Source organism: Reichenbachiella sp. MALMAid0571, from assembly GCF_040151475.1.
In the GTDB taxonomy this organism is placed as follows: Bacteria; Bacteroidota; Bacteroidia; order Cytophagales; family Cyclobacteriaceae; genus CAXBNB01.
The window spans coordinates 58,231-81,265 of the sequence record NZ_JBDKWG010000147.1 but is presented as its reverse complement, the minus strand read 5'-3'; the positions used below and the strand labels follow the sequence as shown (position 1 = coordinate 81,265).

Genomic DNA, 23,035 nt, shown 5'->3' with positions numbered 1-23,035 from the left:
ATATTTTCCAATTGAAAGCCTTGCGACATTACTTGTCAATATGCTGTTTCAAAAAGTCCCAAACCAATTCAGCTTCATATCCTTTGGACATGGCATATTTTGCCAGTTTATTTCTCTTTACGAAAACATTGTTTTCAGTCAAGTTGTCATTTTTGGCTGTAATTATTTGTTCCAAAGTATTAATGTAATCATCTGAATCGATTTCCTGAAGCCCTTTTTTTATACAATAGTCTGAAATGTCATATTGCCTGATTGCCATCAGTATTTTATTTTTCCCCCATTTCTTAATACGAAATTTTCCTCCAATAAAAGCCTTGGCAAACCTCTCTTCGTTAAGAAAATTTTCTGAAATCAGTTCGGATATTATCTCTTCTATTTCATCCTTACATAGTCCTGTTTCATATAGTTTATTTCTGACTTCTTTTTGAGATCTTTCCTGATAGGCGCAGTAATTGGCGAGTTTCAATTTGGCTTCTTTTCTTGTCAATTTTCAGAAGGGTTTTATACAGAGTTTAAATTTGAAAATAAAACGATGAAAAAGCAACTATGGCTCTGGTGAAGCATTGCATTTGAGTTCTAAATAGAGGATATTCATTGTAATTGAATGTGGCTCAAAATTTGTATTTTTGTTAACGGGTGTAAGTATCTCTACATTGAAAAATGCATTTATATTCAGGGTTATATAGAAAGATTTTACTTTTAGTGCTCTTGGTGTCGGTTCAGATTGACACAAGTGTTGCTGATATAAATAAGAACTTCCACTTCCTGCAACTGCCGTTTGAAGGGCTTTCTCACCACACTGTTAACTGTATTTTTCAGGATGAAAAAGGCTTCCTCTGGCTGGGAACCATCAATGGGCTCAATAAATTTGATGGATATTCCTATCAGGTATATCAGGCAAAAGAAAATTTGGAAAAAGGCCTGTCCAACAACTATATCAATAGCATCAATCAGGATGCAAAAGAAAACCTTTGGATTGGTACCAAATATGGACTTAATATATTCTCTCAGGATCAAGATCAATTCATAACATACTTTCCAAAGCTTAATGATCCAAATTCAATCAGTAATTCCAATATTGAAATCATATATAGGGATAAAAATAACAGAATGTGGGTTGGTACCTGGGGAGGGTTGAGTCTTTACCGGGAAGAAACCGACGATTTTATTAATTACATCCACGATTCACAAGATGAAAACAGCCTTAGCGGTGATGTGGTTACATCTATAATGGAAGATAGTCAGGGACGGCTGTGGATAGGTACTGCGTTTTCGGGACTGAATATGTTGGATTTATCCACTAACAGAATCAAACGATTTAAGAAGGATGAGACCAAAAACAATTGTATCAGTGGCAACAGTATCAGTGCCATATACGAAGATGAAAAAGGACAAATCTGGGTGGGGGTTGAGCAGGGAGGCTTGAATCGTTTTGAGGAAAAAACACAGACATTTAAGTGGTACTTGAACGAGGAAAAAACCAATAGCATAGCCAGCAATACGGTTTATTCAATTATAGAAGACGAAAATGGAGAGTTGATGGTAGGTGGGATGAATGGAGGGATTAGCGTATATAATGGTAGTGAAGATAATTTTTCCAGATATGATACTTACGGAAATTACAATCCCTTTGGTAGCAAAGCCAGTGTGTTTTGTCATTACAAATTGAAAACAGGAGAAGTGGTAATAGCCACATCGAATGGAGGAGTGAAAATTCAGGACAATTACCCGGCTGATATAAATCTGTACAGGAATGTAGAAGGCAATGCCCGGTCACTTCCAATGAACAATGTGTCTGCTATTTGTGAGGACAAATCCGGAAATTATTGGATTGGAACTTACGGTGGAGGCCTTAGTTATTTCGATGCTCAAACCAAGCAATTCAAATTATTTCCTGCTTTTAAAGACAAAACCGTTAATTGTCTTTATTTAGATAAAAAAAATGTTTTGTGGATAGGAACTCTGGAAAACGGACTGGCCAAATATGAACCGAAGAGCAATCAATTTACCTACTATAGAAGCAATACCGAAGATGCGGAAAGTATCAGCGCAAATTTAGTTACTGCTGTTATTGGAGGTGATTATGGATTGTGGGTGGGTACTGATCATGGGGTTAATTTTTTCGATATAGAGAGTGGAAAATTCACTCATTTTGAATCTACAGATTACAAAAATAAGAAAGTAGATATAGGCAAAGTCAATGCTTTTTTGATCGACTATACTTATAAACTTTGGGTAGCTACAGAAACGGGACTTTTTTCTTTTGATGAAGAAAATAAAAAATTCAGGCCATACGACAGGCGTAACTTAAACACTGACTCAAATCAGGGATGGATTTCTTACTTGTATGAAGACAAGCATCAGCATATTTGGATGAATAGTCTTGATGGAACTGTCTCTTTGTTGAATATCAACCGTAAACCCGTTGATATTTCTATTTCAAACCCAAATTATGAAATTACAGGTGTCACAAATATTCTGGAAGATTTTAATGGTTATCTATGGATTACTGCCCGGCAAGGATTATTAAAATGCAGTATGAATTATGACAACTACAGTATTCACGTATTAAATTCCTTTGATGTCAATGACGGTCTGCAGGGAGAGTTATTTAACAACAGAGCGGGTATAGTCAGTAAAAAGACCGGAGAAATATTGATTGGAGGCCTTGAAGGTTTGAATAAGTTCAATCCTAATCAGATGAATCTGAATCCAAATGCTCCTCCTGTTTTCATCACCGACATAAAAGTCAATGGTAAAGAATTGAAAATCCGGGATGAAAAGGACATTTCACAGTTGGAAAAAATAGATTTGTCCGGAAAAGAGGCTGCCACCATTGACTTCTCCTTTACTGCTTTGAACTATGTGAAACCCTTAAAAACACAATATGCTTATAAACTTGAAGGATATGATGAAAATTGGCAGTACGCAGGGAACAAACGAATGGCTTCCTATGCCAACCTTCCGGCAGGAAACTATAACCTGAAAGTGAGAGCTTCCAATAATGACGGGATTTGGAACAATCATGGATCAAATCTTAAAATCAATATTATGCCTGTAATCTGGGAAACCACAGGATTTAAGTTGGGAGTTATGAGTGTTGCATTGCTTGCAATCACGTTGGGTTTTGTTGGGTACAAACGAGTAATGAAAAGGAGAGAAGGGCTTGTATCAATTTTAGAGATGGTGTCTGGTAACCATACTGGTGGTTTATCGAGAGATTCTCATGACAAAGTCTTTATAGAGAAAGTGGTGAAATTTGTTGAGTCTAATATTACCAATGAAGATTTGTCCATTGAAGCTTTATGTAACGAAATGGGCTTAAGCAGGGCTAAGCTATTTAGAGATGTAAAAAAGATTACTGGCAAAACAGTATCAGGCTTTATCAAAGATATCCGGCTGGAAAAAGCTAAACTTTACCTTGATGACAATCCAAGAAGTGTCAGTGAAGTAGCTTATACTATCGGCTTCAAATCACACGCTCATTTCTCACGCTCATTCAAAGAAAAATTTGGTGTGTCTCCTTCTGCCTACGTTTTAGAAACTTAGTACTATTTTTATAAAAATCACTTAATTTATTCTTAATCCTATCGCCATGAATTTTAAACTTATTGTCCAATCAGTTATTTCTTTTGCTGTATTCGTATTTCTCTTTTCTTGTGAAAAAAGGAAACCTGAAGAACCTAAAGCCGGAGTGTCGGTAAGGTTTCCTGAGGTTGGAGAACCGATACAAATAACAAAATCCGGAAAAGAACACCTTTTTGCCAGTTACTACGGGATCAATTCCTTTAGCCGAAACCAGCGGTATGCTACTGTTTTGCAAACGGATATAAAATTTAAAAACCCGGATGAAACAGAACCTGCAACGTTGGGCTTGGTTGATTTGGAAACACTTGATTTTATTCCAATCGCTGAAACCCGTGCATGGAATTTTCAGCAGGGATGTATGGCTCACTGGCTTGGAACCAGCCCAGACTCACTTATCATTTATAACGATCTGAGAGATGGCAAGTTTGTTTCAGTAATTATTAATGTATTTACGAAACAAGAGAAAAAGGTAATTCCCTTCCCTGTTAGTGCGGTTTCTCATGATGGTAAAAAAGCAGTCAGCATCAATTTTTCCAGAATATGGACAACCCGGCCCGGCTATGGCTATGGTGGTGATGGACAGGATGCGCAGTTGGATGTACCTTTTCCTGAAAACGATGGAATTACGTTGATTGACTTAGAGACTGGACAGAGCAAACTGATAGTTTCTTTGGCACAAATGCAGTCTTTAGTACCTTCCGTCCCAGAGGGTGGTGTTGAGTATTTCAACCACACGCTTTTTAGCCGTGAGGGCAGTAAATTATTTTGGTTGGCAAGAGCCACACCCCGTCGAAATACGATCTCATTTACTGTAAATATAGATGGTTCTAATATTCAGGAAGCTTTTCCAGCCGGCTGGGGTGGTTCGCACTATGATTGGCTGGATGACAATCAGCTTATGGTTTGTGCTGAATATGAAGCCAGTCAATATGGTCATATATTATTTACAGTTGGGAAAAATGATTATAAGCGATTGGGAAAGGGTTTACTTGATTATGATGGTCACGGCACATTTTCTCCTGATGGAAAGTGGATGGTGACAGATACCTATCCGTCTAAAGGAATGAGAGAGCAAAAAATCTATTTGATGGATATGGAAACAGAAGCCATTTTGCCGATAGGAAGATTTAATGAGCCTGAGGAATTTAGCGGTGCATGGAGGTGTGACATTCATTGTCGATGGAGTCCGGAAGGCAACATGATTGGCTTCAATTCTACACATACCGGTAGTCGTCAGGTTTATTTGTTGAAGTTGAAGTTTTAATAGTCTTCCATTGATTTGCCAAAAGAACCACATACTCTTTGATTAGTGTTTGTTTGCAATCTGTTTCAGTTGTATTTATTAAGTAGTTTGTCATTTAGTTCGCCATCTGGATATTCTTCAATAAGTTTTTTGGATAAAGTTTTTGTCTGTTGATTCATATTTGAATGCAGTAGGTTATTGGCTAAATAGGAGTATTTGGAAAGAGGTGGGAGTTGGCTTGAAGCAAGCTCATACTTTTCTTTATCAAATTCTTTATATACAACTAGTTTATGTGCCATTTCGCTGTACTTGAAGTTAATATATAACTCAAGGAACTCATTGTATTCTTGACTTATTAAAGTTGCATAATCTATATTTTCTTTATCAAACTCTATCCTTTCTGTAATATTGGCTGGAATTCCATTTTCGAAAAACTTTGAAGTCATATCTGGATGATCAAGAAGTAGGTATCTTAAAAATTCTTTTCTTGCGGCAAATTCTATTTCTGCTTTTGTAAAATTGTATAGAAAAGGACTTATAAAAGCACTCTCCTTTTTCAGTGAAGTCAACAATTCTTTTTCTTTTTGATTCATATTGTCGATGGCTTTTTCCACCGTGTTAGCCATTGTGATAACCTCATCAAGTCGCTGATCTAACTCAAATGTGGTCTGGTAATATTTGGAGCAATAAATATTCTCATTTAAAAAATTTATTTCAGTCTGACCATAACGACTGGTTTTTGATAATTCTACAATGGTTTCTGATCCAGGCTCTATCAAATAGGTTGTTATAGGCATGGTAAAAAAATTCTTACAATAGCCATGGTAATATTCTTTAGTGAAACCCTCAAATAACAAGAAGCTACGCTGGTCGAGAAATCTCTTCTCTGGTGTTAGAAAAAGTATGAAGGGTTCATCCACTCTGTCAAAGGTATGTTCGAAAGTTTTATTACTTCTTAGTAGGTGAAAACCTTCGAAAGTGGAATAGGGAGAATGAAATGGAAGTGAAGCAAAGTATAGTGTATCTGTAGGCCAATTATCAACTTTTCCTTTGATAACTGTCTTTTCAACCTTTATTTTATGGTTAAATGGTATTTTCTGTGTTTGCTGATTACAGCTTAGCACTAGTAAAAGAAGTAATGGGATATTACTAATAGCGAATTTGTTTAGCGGGTAGAAATTTGAAAATATAGCTTTCATGATATAAGATAATATTTATGTTTAATAGAGATGTGATTAGCCTATGGATATGTTAGGCAGAGAAATCTAGGGCTCTTTGTTAATTAATTTTACTTTACTTTCTGAGTTGAAGGAAATCTCCATAGAAAAGAATAGAAAGGCCTATTAGTGGGATTGGAACTGCTCCCATAAAAATTGCTTTAGATATTTCCATTTGAAAGAATGCTATAATAATGAATATGATAAATCCAGTCCCAAATTTAATGAGTCTGATTAGGGGTGATGAATTGCGTGTAATTGATACGATAAAATATGGTAGGAAAACAGATAGAAAAAAAGCACCTATTCTACTGTAAAGATTTGCAATATCAGAGATTGTCAAATACCCAATAATGGTTGTTAACGTGATATTTAATATTATCAGAAATATCCCATTTACTAGCTTATGACCCAGATGATTAAATCTATTTTGTGCTTCCTGTGATCTTAATTCATTGGGATCTAATTGTAATACGTCACAAATCAAAGTGATTGTAGTACCTCTCGGTTCATTTTGATCGTTTTCAATTCTTTGAATTGTTCTCAAATTGATCTTAGCCATAACAGCCAACTCCTCTTGGGAAATGTCTTTTGATTTGCGTGTTTCGTAAATTATTCTTCCGATTGATTTCATGGTTTTTGATTTTTGCATTGGGCAATGCTATGAAAAATCAATACAAAGTTTTGCGACATTTCTTTGACTTTTTTCTGACATTTCTGCGACATTATTAAATCAGATGTATGTTCGGATAGTTGCCAACTTTTACTAAAGTTAATAATAATTCTATCTTTAAAATTAGAATCTAATTATGTGAATAATATTCTCTCTGTCCTACTGTGGGTAGGAATCTCATCAAGTAAACTTTTAAACGTTCAAGTATCATAAATTAAGAGTAGAAAGGTTTTGGAGATTACTTCCGTAATCTGCTCTTTTAAAGCAAAAAATCAGATACATACACTTTTAGTCAAGCAATTGAGACTCTGGGTCAAGCAAAGTTTGCAGGTAATTAGCAAATTTGAAATTCGCATAATTACTATTATTATTTATAATGATCAAACTATTCAGTTTTACTAAAATGCATTCCTACAACTGGTACTTTGCTTTTGGGTGTATCATGCTTGTCGGGGCTTCTTGTCAAGAAGAAAAAGTTGACTTCAACACGCAGGTCAGGCCTATCCTCAATAAAAATTGTATCAGTTGTCACGGTGGTGTCAAGCAATCAGGTGGATTTGGACTGATCTTCAGGGAAAATGCGCTTGGTGAAACCAAAAATGGAAAAATAGGTATAGTGCCTGGGCATCCTGAAAAAAGTGAGATGATCGCAAGGATCACTCACGAAAATGAGGAAATGCGTATGCCTCTCGAAAGAGATCCTCTTAAGCCTGAGGAAATTGAAACCATCACAAAATGGATCGAACAGGGTGCAGAGTGGCAGGAACACTGGGCTTATATAAAACCGGAAGAGCCTGAAGTACCTGCTATCAATAACTCTGACTGGGCAAAAAACGAAATAGATCATTTTATTTCAGAGAAATTGCAGAGTCATAACCTTACTCCTTCAGGAAGAGCAGCAAAAGAAGACTTGGTGAGACGTGTTTATTTGGATCTCATTGGTTTACCCCCAACATTGGATCAGGTAGAAGCATTTGTTAATGACAATTCAACTGATAGTTTTGAAAAAGTAGTTGATCAACTCCTGGCATCTCCACAGTATGGAGAACATTGGGCAAGTATGTGGCTCGATCTGGCAAGGTATGCAGATTCCAAGGGCTATGAGGCTGACAGAGGAAGACAAATTTGGAAGTATAGGGATTGGGTGATCAAGGCATTCAATCAGAACATGCCTTTCGATCAGTTTACCGTTGAGCAACTTGCTGGTGATCTTTTACCAGATCCATCTATAGATAACCTTGTGGCTACTGCCTTTCACAGAAATACGCTAAATAATGGTGAAGGAGGTACTGACAATGAAGAATACAGAATATCTTCTGTGATAGACCGGGTCAACAATACCTGGGAAGTGTGGCAATCCACTACTATGAGTTGTGTGCAATGCCATAGTCATCCATATGATCCCATCCGTCACGAAGAATACTATACTTCAATGGCCTTTTTCAACAATACATCCGATTGGGATGTGCCATCCGAACATCCTATCTTGAGGGAACTGAAAGAGGAGGATGAAAACAAGCTGGATGAAATCAAAGAATGGATCGCTGGCAGATCGTCTGATAAAGTGGGGAATAAATGGGAAAGATTTGTACGTATCGGAGAGCCAAAACTCAGACCAGAAGATTTTGATAAGGTAGAAAATGTTGTGCACTACAATCGGGCAGGACAGGACTATATGCAAGTACACAAAGGTGCTTTAATAAAAATAAAAAATGTTTCTCTTAATAATGTTGACAGGATTTATTTCAATTACAAGCAATCCGGCAAAGATGAAGGGACTTTAGTGATCAGAATTGACAGCCTGGATGGAACGATCATTGGAAAAACCCCTTTAGTCAAAACAAATGGTTTTACTAATCTGCCGATTGCTATTACCGGAGGTACTAAAACAGCAGATCTTTATTTTCAGTTTGACAGCAAGTCCAAAGATTACAGTTGCTCCATTGATGGTTTTTTACTGGGAGAAAAACTACCGGGTGAAAAAAATGAAGAATATAAAGAAGTGTATGCCGATATTGATGAAATGTTGAATGCTCCTGCAAAAAATACCACGCCAGTGATGGTTGAAAAATCAAAAGCACATAGCAGATCAACAAATGTATTTGTTAGAGGCAACTGGATGGTAAAAGCAGATCAGGTTTCCTCAGACATTCCCAAGCTGTTGAATGATGAAGATAAGGAGTTTGCTGATCGACTTGATTTGGCAAAATGGTTGGTAAGCGATCAGAATCCATTGACCGGAAGAGTGATGGTCAATAGATTCTGGGCAAAACTATTCGGAAGAGGTATAGTATTGACCGTCGAAGACTTTGGTACCCTGGGAGATTACCCTTCACATCCTGAGTTGCTCGATTGGCTGGCTCTAAGATTTTCCGGTGAATGGGATTGGAATGTAAAAAAGCTTTTGAAAACTATAGTGACATCTGCTACATATCAGCAAACTGCTGTGATATCGCAAGAAGCCAAAGAAAAAGACCCAAATAACAAATGGCTTTCCAGAAGTCCCCGCACCCGACTGTCCGCAGAACAAATAAGGGATCAGGCACTTGCTGTATCCGGCTTGTTGAGTGATAAAATGTATGGTCCTAGTGTTATGCCTTATCAGCCCGAAGGAGTCTGGACAGTGGTATATAGCAATGAAGCATGGGAAACAAGTGAAAATGAGGATGCTTATCGTCGTGGTTTATATACCTATATGAGACGGTCAAGTCCCTATCCTTCATTCATCACATTTGATGCTGCCAGCAGAGAGTTTTGTTTATCAAGAAGGATCAATACCAACACGCCGCTTCAGGCTTTGGTTACACTTAATGATCCGGTGTACTTTGAAGCAGCCAGAAATTTAGCAAAACAAATATTGCCTCTTGAAGGGGATAAAAAAGCAAAAGTAGAGACAGCTTATCAAAAGGTAATGGGTAAACTTCCTGATCCGTCAAAAACAGATATTCTGGTAAAATTGTTGGACAACACAGAAGAATATTATAGTGAGCATGTTGAGGAAGCCAGAGAAATAGCTAAGTCAGATAGCCTGGAGTTGGCTTCACTTACTGTTATGGCCAATGCCCTTATGAATATGGATGAATTTATAGTAAAAAATTAAATAGAAATGGACTTATACAACGAAGCTCGAAAGACTAAACTGGAATACACCACTCGTAGACATTTCCTTAAAAAGTGCACTACCGGGCTTGGTGGGATTGCATTAGCTTCCCTTATGGGGCCACAAAATGTTTTTGGAAAAAGTTTGGAAGAAAAGATGCTTTCTGACACTCTGCCTCATTTTTATCCTAAAGCAAAAAGAGTGATATACCTGCACATGGCAGGTGCTCCTTCCCAGCTGGAACTGTTTGACTATAAGCCAAAACTCAAGGAATTGCATGACTTGGATTGTCCAAAGTCACTTTTGGAAGGTAAAAAGTTTGCATTTATTCAGGGAACTCCAACCATGCTTGGGCCGCAGCATGAGTTTAAACAATATGGCCAATCCGGTGCATATATTTCTGACGTGCTACCTCATTTCAGTACCATAGTAGATGATGTTGCAATTGTTAAATCAATGCATACCGATGAATTTAACCATGCACCGGCTCAGCTCTTTTTACAAACGGGCAGTCCCAGAGCAGGAAGGCCGAGTATTGGAGCCTGGGTGACTTATGGGCTTGGATCAGAAAATGAAAACCTCCCCGGCTACATGGTATTGGTGTCTGGAGGAAAAACCCCGAGTGCAGGAAAAAATGCCTGGGGCAGTGGTTTTCTTCCATCAGAATATCAGGGGGTGCAGTGCAGAAATTCGGGAGATCCAATTCTATATGTATCCAATCCTGATGGCATGAGCAGGAATATCAGAAGAGAATCCCTTGATGCGATAAATGCCATAAATCAGAAACAATATGAGGAATTCGGAGACAAAGAGATCATGTCTCGAATTTCTCAATACGAGATGGCATTTAAAATGCAAATCTCTGTACCTGATGCCATGGACATAACAAAAGAACCGGATTATATCAGGGAAATGTATGGTGCTGAACCCGGCAAGGCCTCATTTGCAAATAACTGCCTGCTGGCTCGTCGTTTGGTAGAGCAAGGTGTTCGGTTTATTCAACTGTACGATTGGGGTTGGGATATGCACGGCAACTTTGAAGGTGGCTCTGTGAACAAAGGACTGAAAGATAAATGTGATCAGGTGGACAAACCAATGACTGCTTTGATAAAGGATCTGAAACAGCGAGGCTTATTGGATGATACCCTTGTAGTATGGGGAGGAGAGTTTGGAAGGACTCCAATGCGTGAAAATCGTGGTGGTGTTGTGATGCCGTTTTATGGTAGAGATCACCATACTGAAGCATTCACCATTTGGATGGCCGGTGGAGGTATTAAAGGTGGCTTGTCTTACGGAGAGACAGATGAAATAGGATATTACGGGATTAAAGACAGAGTACATGTTCACGACTTGCAAGCTACCATGCTTCATCAATTGGGACTGGATCATGAAAAATTTACATATCAGTTTCAGGGTAGAGATTTTAGATTAACGGATGTGCACGGTCATGTTGTAAAAGACCTTTTGGCATAAATGGAACAAACCAGACGACAATTTTTGACCAATGTTTCTGTTGCAGGAACGGGTCTTGCTCTATCCGGAATGAACATGATCACAGAGAATAAAACAGTGAAATCAGGATTTGGAATAAAATTTTATGCCACCAGATGGGGCTATCAGGGTTCAATGGATGCTTTTTGTCGTCGTGTGAAAGCTGAAGGTTATGATGGTGTCGAAGATTGGTTACCTGGAGATAAAGCACAGGAAGAAGCCCTCTTTGAAGCTTTAGATAAATACAATTTGTCTTATGGAGCTTTGGCAGGTAGTGGAGGTAATGACCTCAAAGAGCATATGGAAAGTTATTCTCAAAATCTAAAAAAGGTGATTCTTAAAAAACCGGATTTTATCAATAGTCATGCTGGAAGAGATTTTTTATCTTTTGAAGAAAGTACACAATTGATACACTTGGGCATTGACTATTCCAAAGAATCAGGAATCCCTGTATATCAGGAAACTCATCGTGGACGAATGCTTTTTGCAGCACATGTATGCAAACCTTTTATAGATTCAATTCCGGAGTTGAGGCTTACTTTGGATATATCCCATTGGTGTGCAGTAGCAGAGTCACTACTAGGAAATCAAAAAGAAACAATTGCTAAGGTACTGGATAGAACAGAGCATATCCATTCCAGAATAGGACATGAAGAAGGGCCTCAGGTGAGTGACCCACGTGCTCCGGAATGGAAAAGGGCAAAAGATGCCCATTATGCCTGGTGGGATGCAGTGGTTGCCCGAAAGAAGGCGGCAGGTGAGTTATTGACTGTCACCACTGAGTTTGGCCCTGCCAGCTATATGTGGACACTGCCTTACACTCAGCAACCTATAGCCGACCAATGGGCTATCAATGTGCACATGATGAACGAATGGAAGGAAAGGTATCTGTAAGGAAGTATCAGATACACTGTATATCACATGCTTTTCAATTTCATGAAAATAAAAAATGAAGTATTAAAACACAGACTATAAATGACCATACTTTTAGATGCAAATATTCCTTTGTTTTTTGGCAGATTTCACCCGTTGGTAGTGCACCTGCCTATTGGGTTTATTATCCTGGCTGCTATTTTCGAATTGATTTCCTGGAAGAAAAAAATCGATCTGGATGGTGCGATTGCCTATGGTCTTTTGATAGGGGCTACTTTTGGAGTAATTGCAATAGTCCTTGGGCTCATGTTGGCTTCAGATGGAGGGTACAATGAAGAAACGCTGAATATTCATAAGTGGACAGGGATAAGCACATCCCTGATAGCGTTTATTGCTTTTTTTCTTAAGAGTAAAATCAGCCAATTTGATTGGGCAAAAAGAGCATATCAGGTCACTTTAGCTATGGCACTTCTCCTGCTTTCTGTGGCAGGACATTATGGCGGCAATTTGACTCATGGGTCAACTTATTTATTGGAACATGCGCCGAATTCTATTCGGTCGATTGCAGGCTTGAAGCCTCCCCGCAAGCGAATCACTTCTTTAGATTCCGCATTGGTTTATGAAGATGTAGTTCATCAAATATTTGAAACCAAATGCAATATTTGTCACAACAATGACAAGGCAAAAGGGGAACTGTTGCTCATAGACAGGGAAAGCATAATGAAAGGTGGTGAAAACGGGCCTGTAATTGTTGCAGGAGATCCGGCGGAAAGTGAATTGTACCGTAGAGTCACCCTAGATCCCAATCATGATGATTTTATGCCAACGGAAGGTCGAACACCCTTGACAAAAGAAGAAGTGGCTCTCTTGGAGTGGTGGATAGAACAAGGAGCTCCATTTGATAAAAAAGTAGTTGACCTTACTCTTTCGGACAGAATAAAAACATATTTGAAAGAGGTTGGAATAGGAAAGGAAGAATCTTTTTTAGCGAGTTTAAAATTGCCTTCCGTAAGTCAGGAAACTTATGATTCTATAGCAGCAAAAGGTTTTAAGATAAAGACTATAGCAAGCAACAGTACTTTGTTGGAAGTAACCTATTCTTCCTATAATAGAGAACCATTAGATGAAGAAAAATTGATAACTTTATTAAGGGCTAAGGAAAATATTACCTGGCTCAATCTTTCAGGTAGTCAATTGGATGATAAATGGTTTTCTTATATTGGGCAGCTTACCAATCTTACGAGACTCAAGGTCAATCAGACTATGATTACTAACGAAAGCATAAAATACCTGGAGTCTCTTAAAAATTTGGAGTACCTTAATATTTACGGAAATCAAATTACGGATGAAGCAGTTGAAAGTATTTTGCAATTATCAAAACTTAAAAAGTTGTTTATCTGGCAAACCAACATTTCAGAAGAAGGGATAGCCAGAATCAAAGAAGCAACTCCGGGACTACAAATTGAAATAGGAGTTTGATGAGAATGTAGAAAAAGTTCCTTAAGGCCAAGTGTCTGATGATTGCCATTGTTATTTAGATTATGTCACTAATTATTTAACTAAACAATAAACTTATGGCAACAAACAGAGGAATTGCTTACATCAAACCAGGTATCGTGGAAGTGCAAAATATTGCATTTCCGGAGTTGGCACTTGGTGATCGGAAATGTCACCATGGTGTTATCCTGAAAATTGTTTCAACCAACATTTGTGGGAGTGATCAACATATGGTTCGTGGTAGAACTACCGCACCGGAAGGGTTGATTCTTGGACATGAAATTACGGGATTAGTATTGGAAAAAGGCAGGGATGTTGAGTATTTGGAAGTCGGAGACCTTGTCTCAGTACCGTTCAACATCGCTTGCGGTCGGTGTAGAAATTGTAAGGAACAGCAAACAGGAATTTGTTTGAATGTTAATGATGCTCGTCCTGGATCTGCTTACGGATATGTGGATATGGGTGGCTGGATAGGCGGCCAGGCAGAGTATGTCATGGTACCTTATGCTGATTTTAATCTACTGAAATTTCCAAACAAAGATCAGGCAATGGAGAAAATCCGGGATTTGACTTTATTATCAGACATTTTACCAACCGGGTATCATGGAGCGGTAACAGCCGGAGTGAAACCGGGTATGGTTGTATATGTCGCTGGTGCCGGGCCAGTAGGGTTGGCATGTGCTGCTTCATGCCATTTGTTGGGTGCGGCAGTAGTAATCGTGGGAGATATGATACCCGAGAGACTGGCACAAGCCAGAAGCTTTGGGTGCGAAACCGTTGACTTGAGAAAGGATGCCACGCTTGGAGAGCAAATAGAACAAATTGTAGGAATTCCGGAAGTGGATTGTACTGTAGATTGTGTTGGGTTTGAGGCCAAAGGACATGGACATGGAAGTGATACAGAACAACCTGCTACTGTGTTGAATGCTGCCATGGAAGTTACTCGTGCAGGTGGTGGAATTGGTATTCCGGGACTATATGTAACCGGTGATCCGGGAGGAATTGATGACAATGCCAAGGTAGGAAACCTGAGTATTAGAATCGGATTGGGTTGGGCTAAATCCCATCATTTTCATACCGGGCAGTGTCCTGTAATGACTTACAATAGAGATTTAATGCAAGCCATTCTTTACGATAAAATTAAGATAGCCGATGCGGTAAATGTGCAAGTGATCAGTTTGGACGAAGGGCCAAATGGCTATAAAGATTTTGATCATGGTGCAGCTAAAAAGTATGTGATTGATCCTCATGGAATGATCCCTGCTTAAAAATCCCATCTTTGACTTATTTTTATGAGGCTGTCTTTTGAGGCAGCCTCATTTGTGTGTGGGCTCTATAAGAAAATCAGTTAGCTTTAGATTTTTTCAGAAACCGAACATAAAAAAATAAGATTATTCCTAATAGGATAAGAGAAATAAATTGAGAGTGTGATAAGATACCGTCTATTATATAGCCTCGTCTGATATCTCCTCTGAAAATTTCAATGACTCCCCGTCCTATGGCATACAACATGATGTAGATAAAAAACAATTGGCCTTCAAATCTCTTGTGCCTTTTGAACATCAATAAAACTATAAGAATAGTGATGAGTAATGTAACACTGTACAGTTGTGTAGGATGCAGGTGTTGGTGAAGTGGGGCTACCGAAGCTGTATCCGTAAATTCGATAAAAATCAATCCATCAGTTTTCTTTCCGTAGCAGCATCCGGCAAAGAAACAACCCATCCTTCCAAATATATGGATGATAAGTCCGGCAATGGCTACAATGTCAAGCATAGGCATCACAGGTAATTTGTGTTTTCGGAAAAACCATATCACTGAAGGAATCACAAACAATAGTGACCCATAAAATACAAATCCGGTACGGAAATTATGGAGCATATTGGCTGGAGGAAAAAAATAAAATCCAGGGTCTTCAAGAAAATACAGTACTTTGCCACCGACAAAAGCTGCGATAATAATTATGCGGGCTAAGCCTTGCATCGTTTGGCTTTCTATGCCGAGTTCTTTTTTTGCAGTGGTGGAAGCGTAAATAAAACCCATAAGTGCACCAAATGATATGAGCACTCCGTAACTATGGATATTAACAAGGTGTCCAAAAAAATCGATTGAAAATAATACAGGATACATAAATCAAAGTTAGGATTCTTTCCGGTATAAGTTCTAGTTTTAATGTTAATGAAAACAAACCAAGTTTCTGAATCCAGAGAAAAAACTTTCCTGTTGGTGAGGGAACAGATATATGATAAAAGTGGTTTTGAGTTGACCAATCTGCAGATAGAAAAGGAAAGTAGGGAATATGATGCTTCTACCTTTGAGATAGGTCGCTTGAAAGTGATATTCCGAAGTGCTAAAATTACTCCAACAAAAACTGGTCAATTCGTTACTTTATGGAAAAGAATTGCTGATGGGCCGATTCAGCCTTATGATGTTGCTGATGATTTTGATTTAGTAATAGTTGTCGTAAAGAAAGATGATTATTTAGGACAATTCGTGTTTCCAAAATCTGTACTGACGAAACACCACATCATTTCTAATAATCAAAAAGAAGGAAAGCGGGCAATCCGGGTTTATCCTCCCTGGGATATTGCCAGTAATAAGCAGGCTCAAAGCACACAAAAATGGCAATTGGAATATTTTTTATCCGCAGATATGGCCAAGTCAATTGATTTGGGTAGAGCCCGTAAACTTTATTTTCAAAATTATTCTGAATGAGAATTTAGGATAATTTCACAAATGGGACTGATCGCCTAAAAGGTAACTATGCTGATTTTATTTTTCTTATTCACCTTAAAATACCTTCGTTTTGTTTTGTGAATAATGATTCCAACTCCAATGAGTATGGCACTTGTTCTGACTACTTTTCCATTTACATTCCAGCCTCGTTGTTTTACTACCGTGTGGTTAAATTGATCTACAATAAAATACCCGGCTCCTGCCAGAACACTTGCCCCTGCGAGAACGTCAGGATTCATTCTGTGCTGATTGTATTTTCTGATGTCAACTACTGAAATGTCTTTTATATTCACAACGGAATTTTGAAGAAATACAGAGTCTCCGTTCAGTTTTTTTATGGTTTCAACATTGAAATATTTTTCTCCTTCCAGTCGAAATTTTATTTCATCACCTTCATAAATTTTGAATCTCTTACCCATACCCGGACTTGACATTAAAAGGAAGTCTTGAGAGAGACAGTTGTCGATAGAAGCTGATAGGATGAAAAGCAACAAAATGAATCTTAGCACAACTATAGGATTGGGTTTTGAGTTAAATTATTACAACTATTAATTTAATGATATTATATATTTGTATTATATGAACATTAAAGATATAAATTTTAAGGGATATAAAGAGAAAGCTACAGCACTCTTGCAAGACAAGAAAAAAATTTATGAGTTGCTTGGACAATCCGCTGATAAACTGAGAACTGTAGTGGAAAATAATGAAAAGTTACGCGGGCTGGTGGAGCAAATCAGTTTAATGATTAGAATGGTGAAGGCTCAATTTTCAGGAGAGTATAAAGATTTTCCATTGAAGTCAAGTGTGATGGCAGTCGGAGCACTTATATATTTTATTACTCCTCTTGATTTCATTCCTGACTTTATAGTTGGTTTAGGATTGACTGATGATGCGGCCATTGTATATTGGGTCTATCAAAGCATTAAAGAAGACATTGAAAAATTCCGTCAGTGGGAGATTTCACGACAATCTGCATAGCATTTTCTTCTAATTTAATCAAAAAAACAGCGTTGACTTTATGAGTAATAAGACATTAAGAGTATTGGGTATATCCGGAGGGTTTCTTGTCATATTTTTGGCTACTCTGCAATTTATGAAATCGTATCAGGATGGAGAGCCTAAGTGGTACAACCTGGTGATGATCTCAGGAATGTCGTTGATATTGTTCTACACTATATTTAAAAAATCTGTGAAGCCTAAAAAAACAGATAAAACACCAACCAAAAATAAGAAGGGGAGTATAATTCAATAGCTATTAAAATAAAGGTGTTAAACATTTGTCTTCTGTTGTCAGATTACTTGATTCCTTTTTTTTATTTACACCTTATTGATTTAGGCTTGGTATTTGCTAAGCAACCAATTTTATGGTTCATTCAATGAAATAGTCCTTTTTTTGAATGGAAACAGGTGAAAGACAGTCATTTGAAGATATTTTTTAATAGAGTTTAGTTTGATATAATGCGGTATTTGTTTTTAGTTATTTGTTTTTTGTGTTTGTCCACATCATTATTTTCTCAATCTTTTAGTATTTCGGGCACGGTACAAAGTGCGGAAGATGGATTGACATTTCCGGGAGCATCTGTAGTCCTCCAAAACCCTTCAGATTCTTCAATGATTAAGGGAAGTGTTACTGACTTTGACGGCAATTTTAAAATCACGGAAATTAAGGCTGGTGCTTATTTAATAAAAATCGGATTTGTTGGATTTGAATCTTTGTATCAGAAAGTTGAACTTAAAAAGAACTTAGATTTGGGTAAACTTTTACTTAAAGAAAGCACCAAAATGTTAGATGAAATCCAAGTGGTTGGCAAACCGATCGCTGCGATGCAGAAAGGTGATACAGCTCAGTTCAACGCTGGTGCTTATAAAACTACAGCCGATGCGTCTGCGCAGGATTTGGTAGAGAAAATACCGGGTATCAATATGCAGGACGGGAAACTTCAGGCCAATGGAGAAGATGTACAAGTGATACTGGTAGATGGGAAACCCTTCTTTGGAGGGGATGTGAAAGCTGCTTTACAGAATTTGCCTGCTGAAGTGATTGCCAGTATTCAAATCTTTGACAAAAAAAGTGACAAAGCTGCGATGAGTGGTTTTGACGATGGAGAGCAGCAGAAGACGATTAACATTGTTACCAAGCCCAATAGGAGAAGGGGTGAATTTGGTAAAGCAACCGTTGGTATTGGTGATGATAAAGCTTATCAGGCTGGTTCAAGTGTTAATTTTTTCAACAATGACCGTAGGGTAACTGTTACCGGAATCAGCAACAACATCAATATGATTGATTATTCTGCTGATCCTAATACTCTTGGTGAAAACAGAGTGCAGAATGGGCAGGTAAAAACCAACAATATAGGGGTGAATTTTAGCGAAGATTTAAGTGAAAAGTTAGAGGTACATGCTAGCTATCAGTTTTCAAGGCAGGAAAATCAGGAAAGCCAAAATAAGTTTAGAGATTATGCTGTTGCATCTGACTCGGGTCAAGTTTACAAACAAGAAAGTTATGTGAATAGGGTTGATGCATTGCATAGATTTAGTTTTAAAATCGAATATAAGATCGACGAAAACAATCGGTTTATTATGCGTCCCAATCTTAAGTTTGACAATGAGAGGGTTAATGATGATTTTTCCGGTATTACCACTTCAGCCAGCGAACTTGTTAATTCAACGGAGAATAGTTCGGTAAGAAAATACAAAGACTATGATTACGATAACAATCTTTATTATAGCCACAAATTCAACAAAAAGGGGCGTAGTTTGACTACAGGAATACATACAGGGTGGCACACCAACGAGGATTTTGCTACAAGATATGCTGAAAATTATTTTTATTCAGAGAGTGACAGTGTCAGTATTATTGACCAGCAGACTACATTGAGTAGAACAGGAATTTCATGGAGTGTCAACACATCGTACACTGAACCTGTTGGAGAACATAGTATGATGGAATTGGAATATAAGATTGGAAACAGAATAGATGATTCTGATAAATTAACTTTTGATATCGATGAAAGTATGAAGTATGCCAGAATAGATACTGCATTAAGTAATACGTTTGAAAGCCAGTACCTGCGTCAGAGTACAGAACTGGGGTATCAGTATAAATTTGAGAAAATAAAATTTCAAGTCGAGGCTGAATACCAGGTTGCCAACATGGAAAACCAACAGGAGTTTCCTAAGAATATGCATCAAAATAGAGTATTTAAGAGTGTATTGCCATCTGCCAGAATAAACTATGAGATTTCTGAGGATAAAAGGGTTGAGTTTAATTATCATACCTGGACTAATGAGCCTTCAGTGGGCGATCTTCAGGATGTGATCAATAATTCAAACCCTTTGCAGTTAAGAGCCGGAAATCCTGATTTAAATCAGACCTATTATCATTGGGGAAGAGCCAGATATTGGTTCAATAATGAAGAAACGGGTAAATCCATATACGCTTCAGTGGAGTCTTCTTTTGCTAAAGATTTAGTTACTAATGCCACTTTTATTGCGGAAGAACAGACAGAGGTTGCTGATGGTATTATTTTGGAAGAAGGATCTCAGCTGACACGTCCGGCGAATGTCGATGGATACTATTATGTAAGGTCTTATATGAGCTACGGCAAACCTTTGGAATCCATCAAATCCAATATTTATTTTAGAGGTGGAATGAGTTATTACAAGAGACCTGGTTTGATCAATGATCAGGTCAATTACTCCAATACAAGTAAATTTGGAATGGGAGTTTCTTTGAACAGCAATATAAGTGAAAATCTGGATTTCAATATTTCTACCGGATCCAGTTACAACGTAGCTCAAAATTCACTTCGTCCGACGCTAAATAATAATTTTTACAACCATACTACTAATTTTAAGTACCGTTGGGTGTTCTTAGATGGGTTTGTTTACAGGGCAAATGTCAGGCATCAACTCAATACGGGTTTGTCCGCAGGGTATGATAACTCTTCTTTATTATTCAACATGAGTGCAGGGAAGAAATTTTTAAAGGATGATTTGGCGGAAATAAGTATCAATGTTTATGACTTACTTAAGCAGAACAATAATGCCAATAGAAACATCACCGAATTGTATGTAGAAGATAGTCAGTCCACAGTATTACAACGCTATTTTATGCTGACCTTTACTTACAACATCCGACACTTCAGTGCAGGTACTACCAAGGAAGATTTCAAGGACGTTTACGAGCTTTAAGGTTTTCATCCTCCTTTCAATTATTTAGAAAAATTGATTGATTCAAAAAGGCGATAGCAATAAATTTAGTTCGGGTTGGTCTTTTGATCAAACAAACTGATATTGCAGTTTCTATTCTGTTTTTCAAAAATGAATGGAACTGTTTATTTAACTGTAGAACAATGAAAAATCACCTAATTATTCTGAGCTTGAGTTTATGTATATCCATGGCATGTCTGGGGCAAAGTGGAAAAGTCTTTGATGCGCTTACTATGGACAGTAAGATTCTGAAGATGGAACGCAAGTATGCCATCTATTTGCCACCTGATTACGAAACATCGCAAAGGAGTTACCCGGTTCTTTATTTGTTGCATGGTGCCGGAGATGATCAAACCGGATGGATACAGTTCGGAGAAGTGCTCCGAATAACTGACAATGCCATTAAGGATGGAACAGCTACACCGATGATTATAGTGATGCCGGATGCAAATACGGGTCGTCGTGGTTATTTCAATAATGTAAATGATGAATGGAGATACGAAGATTTCTTTTTTGATGAGTTGATTCCACATGTGGAAAAAACTTATCGTACCAGGAATGAAAAACGTTATCGTGCCGTGGCAGGGCTTTCAATGGGAGGAGGAGGTTCTTTTATGTATGCTTTGCATCGTCCCGATATGTTTTCGTCAGCTTGTCCATTGAGTGCTTACATAGGAGCCCTTTCTTTAGATCAATTCAAAGATCGTTTGGCAAAAAACAATGAGAAGTATAAAGATTCGGAGATTGAAGCATACTATCAACGACACAATGCACTTTCGCTGGTTAATGACATACCTGTTGATGAGTTGAAATCAGTTCGTTGGTTCATTGACTGTGGTGACGATGATTTTCTTTATGAAGGAAACAGCCTTGTACATATAGTGATGAGGAGCAAGAATGTTCCCCATGAGTACAGAGTAAGAAATGGAGGGCACAGCTGGAGCTATTGGCGTGAATCGCTTCCAGTGGTTTTGGGATTTGTATCCGATACTTTTCATCAGCATTAGATTGTTGACGAGACCTTTTTTGTTAACGAGTATAATGAGTCTATTCATTTTCAAAAAGCTCCAGTTGCTCTGGCAATAGCCTGAAACTTTTCCTGTGATATGAGGTGATTCCGTGTTTTCTTATAGCATTTCGGTGGGCAATGGTGGGATATCCTGCATTGGTATTCCAATTGTAGTATGGGTATTGCTCATGCAGAGCGTCCATCAGTTGGTCTCTGTGGGTCTTTGCCAAAACAGATGCTGCAGCAATGGAAAAATATTTAGAGTCTCCTTTTACAATACATTGATGAGGTGTTTTACTATATTTATTGAATCTATTTCCGTCTATGATGAGCATTTCGGGTGTACTCTTCAGTGTGTCAACCGCCCTGTGCATTGCCAGAAATGAGGCATTCAGGATGTTGATTTCATCTATTTCATAGTTATTGACTTCTCCAATGGCCCAGGCAATGGCAGCAGCTTTGATGTCATCTATCAGACCTTCTCGTTGTTTTTTTGTTAGCTTTTTAGAGTCGTTCAGTACAGGGTGGAAATAATCTTTGGGAAGGATAACTGCGGCAGCCACCACTGGCCCGGCAAGACATCCCCTACCAGCTTCGTCACATCCTGCTTCTATTAGATTTTCCTGAAAATAGGGGAGCAAACTTTCCATAAGTGGCTAATCTAGCTAGATTGATCAATACTTACCAGCCTTTGTCAAAGGTTGTAGTGAATTTATTAATGATGCTGATATATTGTAGCAATTGAAGTAGCTGTATATTTGCGTACTTAATCAATGTCAATCATACGTAAAGTGAGATCGGTCGAACGGTTGTTTGGTCGTCTCGAGTTGGAGATTACCGAATTTAAAGCACAGACAGGTCTGTTTTGCGTATCGGGATGTGGGAAATGCTGCACTAAACCGGACATAGATGCCACGCCATTAGAATTTCTTCCTTATGCCTTTTATTTGTTTTTGAATGGGAAAGCTCAGGAAACGCTGGAAACGCTGGAAGAAGAAAAAAGTGGAATATGTGTGATATATAATCCGCTTTCGGTTGGAGATAAGGTAAATGGGCAATGCAGTGAATATCCTTATAGGGGATTGATTTGCAGGCTTTTTGGGTATGGAGCTTCCAGAGACAAGCTTGGTGAACTGCGATTGGCAACCTGCAAAATAATCAAAGAAGGACAGGCTGAGAACTATGGTAAGGTGGCCGGATTGATCAGCCAAAAGATGTATGTGCCTGTGTTTTCAGATTACTATATGCGTTTGGCGCAAATTGATTTTAAAATGGGCAATGCTTTTTTACCAATCAATCAGGCTTTGAAAAGAGCAATAGAAGAAGTGTTGCACTATTATGCCTATCGTCCATTTCCAAGAGGGATGAAAACTGTAGCTTGATGATTTCATCA

19 protein-coding genes are annotated in these 23,035 nt (G+C 38.1%); 13 read left to right on the top strand and 6 right to left on the bottom strand.

Annotated elements, in window-relative coordinates; translation table 11 throughout:
- Window positions 1-28 precede the first annotated feature (28 nt).
- Window positions 29-487 carry a regulatory protein RecX gene (locus AAOP42_RS19690; protein WP_349530297.1) on the bottom strand — a complete coding sequence of 153 codons (459 nt, stop codon included), beginning with the start codon at window positions 485-487 and terminating at the stop codon, window positions 29-31.
- Between the two features lie 173 nt (window positions 488-660).
- On the opposite strand from AAOP42_RS19690, the gene AAOP42_RS19685 reads away from it, so the two are divergent.
- Window positions 661-3,549 (top strand): two-component regulator propeller domain-containing protein, encoded by a 2,889-nt coding sequence (locus tag AAOP42_RS19685; RefSeq protein ID WP_349530296.1) that lies wholly within the window; start codon window positions 661-663, stop codon window positions 3,547-3,549.
- Between the two features lie 46 nt (window positions 3,550-3,595).
- Window positions 3,596-4,852 carry a TolB-like translocation protein gene (locus tag AAOP42_RS19680; protein ID WP_349530295.1) on the top strand — a complete coding sequence of 419 codons (1,257 nt, stop codon included), beginning with the start codon at window positions 3,596-3,598 and terminating at the stop codon, window positions 4,850-4,852.
- Between the two features lie 65 nt (window positions 4,853-4,917).
- Here AAOP42_RS19680 and AAOP42_RS19675 read toward each other — a convergent pair whose 3' ends face one another.
- Window positions 4,918-6,030: a hypothetical protein gene (locus AAOP42_RS19675; RefSeq protein WP_349530294.1), complete on the bottom strand. Its 1,113-nt coding sequence runs from the start codon at window positions 6,028-6,030 to the stop codon at window positions 4,918-4,920.
- 94 nt (window positions 6,031-6,124) lie between these two features.
- A complete protein-coding gene (locus tag AAOP42_RS19670) occupies window positions 6,125-6,682 on the bottom strand; it encodes a helix-turn-helix domain-containing protein (RefSeq protein WP_349530293.1) in 558 nt (185 codons plus the stop codon).
- Window positions 6,683-7,097: 415 nt separating this feature from the next.
- Between AAOP42_RS19670 and AAOP42_RS19665 the strand changes: the two genes are divergently transcribed.
- The 5 genes from AAOP42_RS19665 to fdhA all read left to right on the top strand — a co-directional run bounded on the left by AAOP42_RS19665 (window position 7,098) and on the right by fdhA (window position 14,950).
- Complete coding sequence (locus AAOP42_RS19665; protein ID WP_349530292.1) at window positions 7,098-9,821, top strand: DUF1553 domain-containing protein; 2,724 nt, start codon at window positions 7,098-7,100, stop codon at window positions 9,819-9,821.
- Between the two features lie 6 nt (window positions 9,822-9,827).
- On the top strand, window positions 9,828-11,294 hold the full coding sequence (locus tag AAOP42_RS19660) for a DUF1501 domain-containing protein (RefSeq protein WP_349530291.1): 1,467 nt from the start codon (window positions 9,828-9,830) through the stop codon (window positions 11,292-11,294).
- Window positions 11,295-12,206, top strand: a complete 912-nt coding sequence (locus tag AAOP42_RS19655) for a sugar phosphate isomerase/epimerase family protein (RefSeq protein WP_349530290.1) — start codon at window positions 11,295-11,297, stop codon at window positions 12,204-12,206.
- Window positions 12,207-12,287: 81 nt separating this feature from the next.
- Window positions 12,288-13,664, top strand: coding sequence for a DUF2231 domain-containing protein (locus tag AAOP42_RS19650; RefSeq protein WP_349530289.1), 1,377 nt, complete (start codon window positions 12,288-12,290; stop codon window positions 13,662-13,664).
- A 95-nt stretch (window positions 13,665-13,759) separates the two neighbouring features.
- Window positions 13,760-14,950 (top strand): formaldehyde dehydrogenase, glutathione-independent, encoded by a 1,191-nt coding sequence (gene fdhA / locus AAOP42_RS19645; RefSeq protein WP_349530288.1) that lies wholly within the window; start codon window positions 13,760-13,762, stop codon window positions 14,948-14,950.
- 76 nt (window positions 14,951-15,026) lie between these two features.
- On the opposite strand, the gene AAOP42_RS19640 is transcribed toward fdhA, so the two are convergent.
- Window positions 15,027-15,812, bottom strand: a complete 786-nt coding sequence (locus AAOP42_RS19640) for a prolipoprotein diacylglyceryl transferase (RefSeq protein ID WP_349530287.1) — start codon at window positions 15,810-15,812, stop codon at window positions 15,027-15,029.
- Window positions 15,813-15,860: 48 nt separating this feature from the next.
- Between AAOP42_RS19640 and AAOP42_RS19635 the strand changes: the two genes are divergently transcribed.
- Complete coding sequence (locus AAOP42_RS19635; protein WP_349530286.1) at window positions 15,861-16,397, top strand: MepB family protein; 537 nt, start codon at window positions 15,861-15,863, stop codon at window positions 16,395-16,397.
- A 35-nt stretch (window positions 16,398-16,432) separates the two neighbouring features.
- On the opposite strand, the gene AAOP42_RS19630 is transcribed toward AAOP42_RS19635, so the two are convergent.
- Complete coding sequence (locus tag AAOP42_RS19630) at window positions 16,433-16,852, bottom strand: hypothetical protein (RefSeq protein ID WP_349530285.1); 420 nt, start codon at window positions 16,850-16,852, stop codon at window positions 16,433-16,435.
- Between the two features lie 145 nt (window positions 16,853-16,997).
- Between AAOP42_RS19630 and AAOP42_RS19625 the strand changes: the two genes are divergently transcribed.
- The 4 genes from AAOP42_RS19625 (at window position 16,998) to AAOP42_RS19610 (ending at window position 21,640) form a co-directional block, all read left to right on the top strand.
- The gene (locus AAOP42_RS19625; protein WP_349530284.1) at window positions 16,998-17,399 is read left to right on the top strand and encodes a YkvA family protein; all 402 of its coding nucleotides are present in this window, start codon (window positions 16,998-17,000) and stop codon (window positions 17,397-17,399) included.
- A gap of 40 nt (window positions 17,400-17,439) precedes the next feature.
- Window positions 17,440-17,673: a hypothetical protein gene (locus AAOP42_RS19620; protein ID WP_349530283.1), complete on the top strand. Its 234-nt coding sequence runs from the start codon at window positions 17,440-17,442 to the stop codon at window positions 17,671-17,673.
- Between the two features lie 242 nt (window positions 17,674-17,915).
- Window positions 17,916-20,615, top strand: coding sequence for an outer membrane beta-barrel protein (locus tag AAOP42_RS19615; RefSeq protein WP_349530282.1), 2,700 nt, complete (start codon window positions 17,916-17,918; stop codon window positions 20,613-20,615).
- Window positions 20,616-20,776: 161 nt separating this feature from the next.
- Entirely contained in the window at window positions 20,777-21,640 is an 864-nt protein-coding gene (locus tag AAOP42_RS19610; RefSeq protein ID WP_349530281.1) for an alpha/beta hydrolase, read from the top strand.
- Between the two features lie 40 nt (window positions 21,641-21,680).
- Here AAOP42_RS19610 and rnhB read toward each other — a convergent pair whose 3' ends face one another.
- Complete coding sequence (gene rnhB / locus AAOP42_RS19605) at window positions 21,681-22,292, bottom strand: ribonuclease HII (RefSeq protein ID WP_349530280.1); 612 nt, start codon at window positions 22,290-22,292, stop codon at window positions 21,681-21,683.
- Window positions 22,293-22,415: 123 nt separating this feature from the next.
- Here rnhB and AAOP42_RS19600 point away from each other — a divergent pair, with 123 nt between their 5' ends.
- Window positions 22,416-23,024 (top strand): YkgJ family cysteine cluster protein, encoded by a 609-nt coding sequence (locus tag AAOP42_RS19600; protein ID WP_349530279.1) that lies wholly within the window; start codon window positions 22,416-22,418, stop codon window positions 23,022-23,024.
- Window positions 23,025-23,035: the final 11 nt, after the last annotated feature.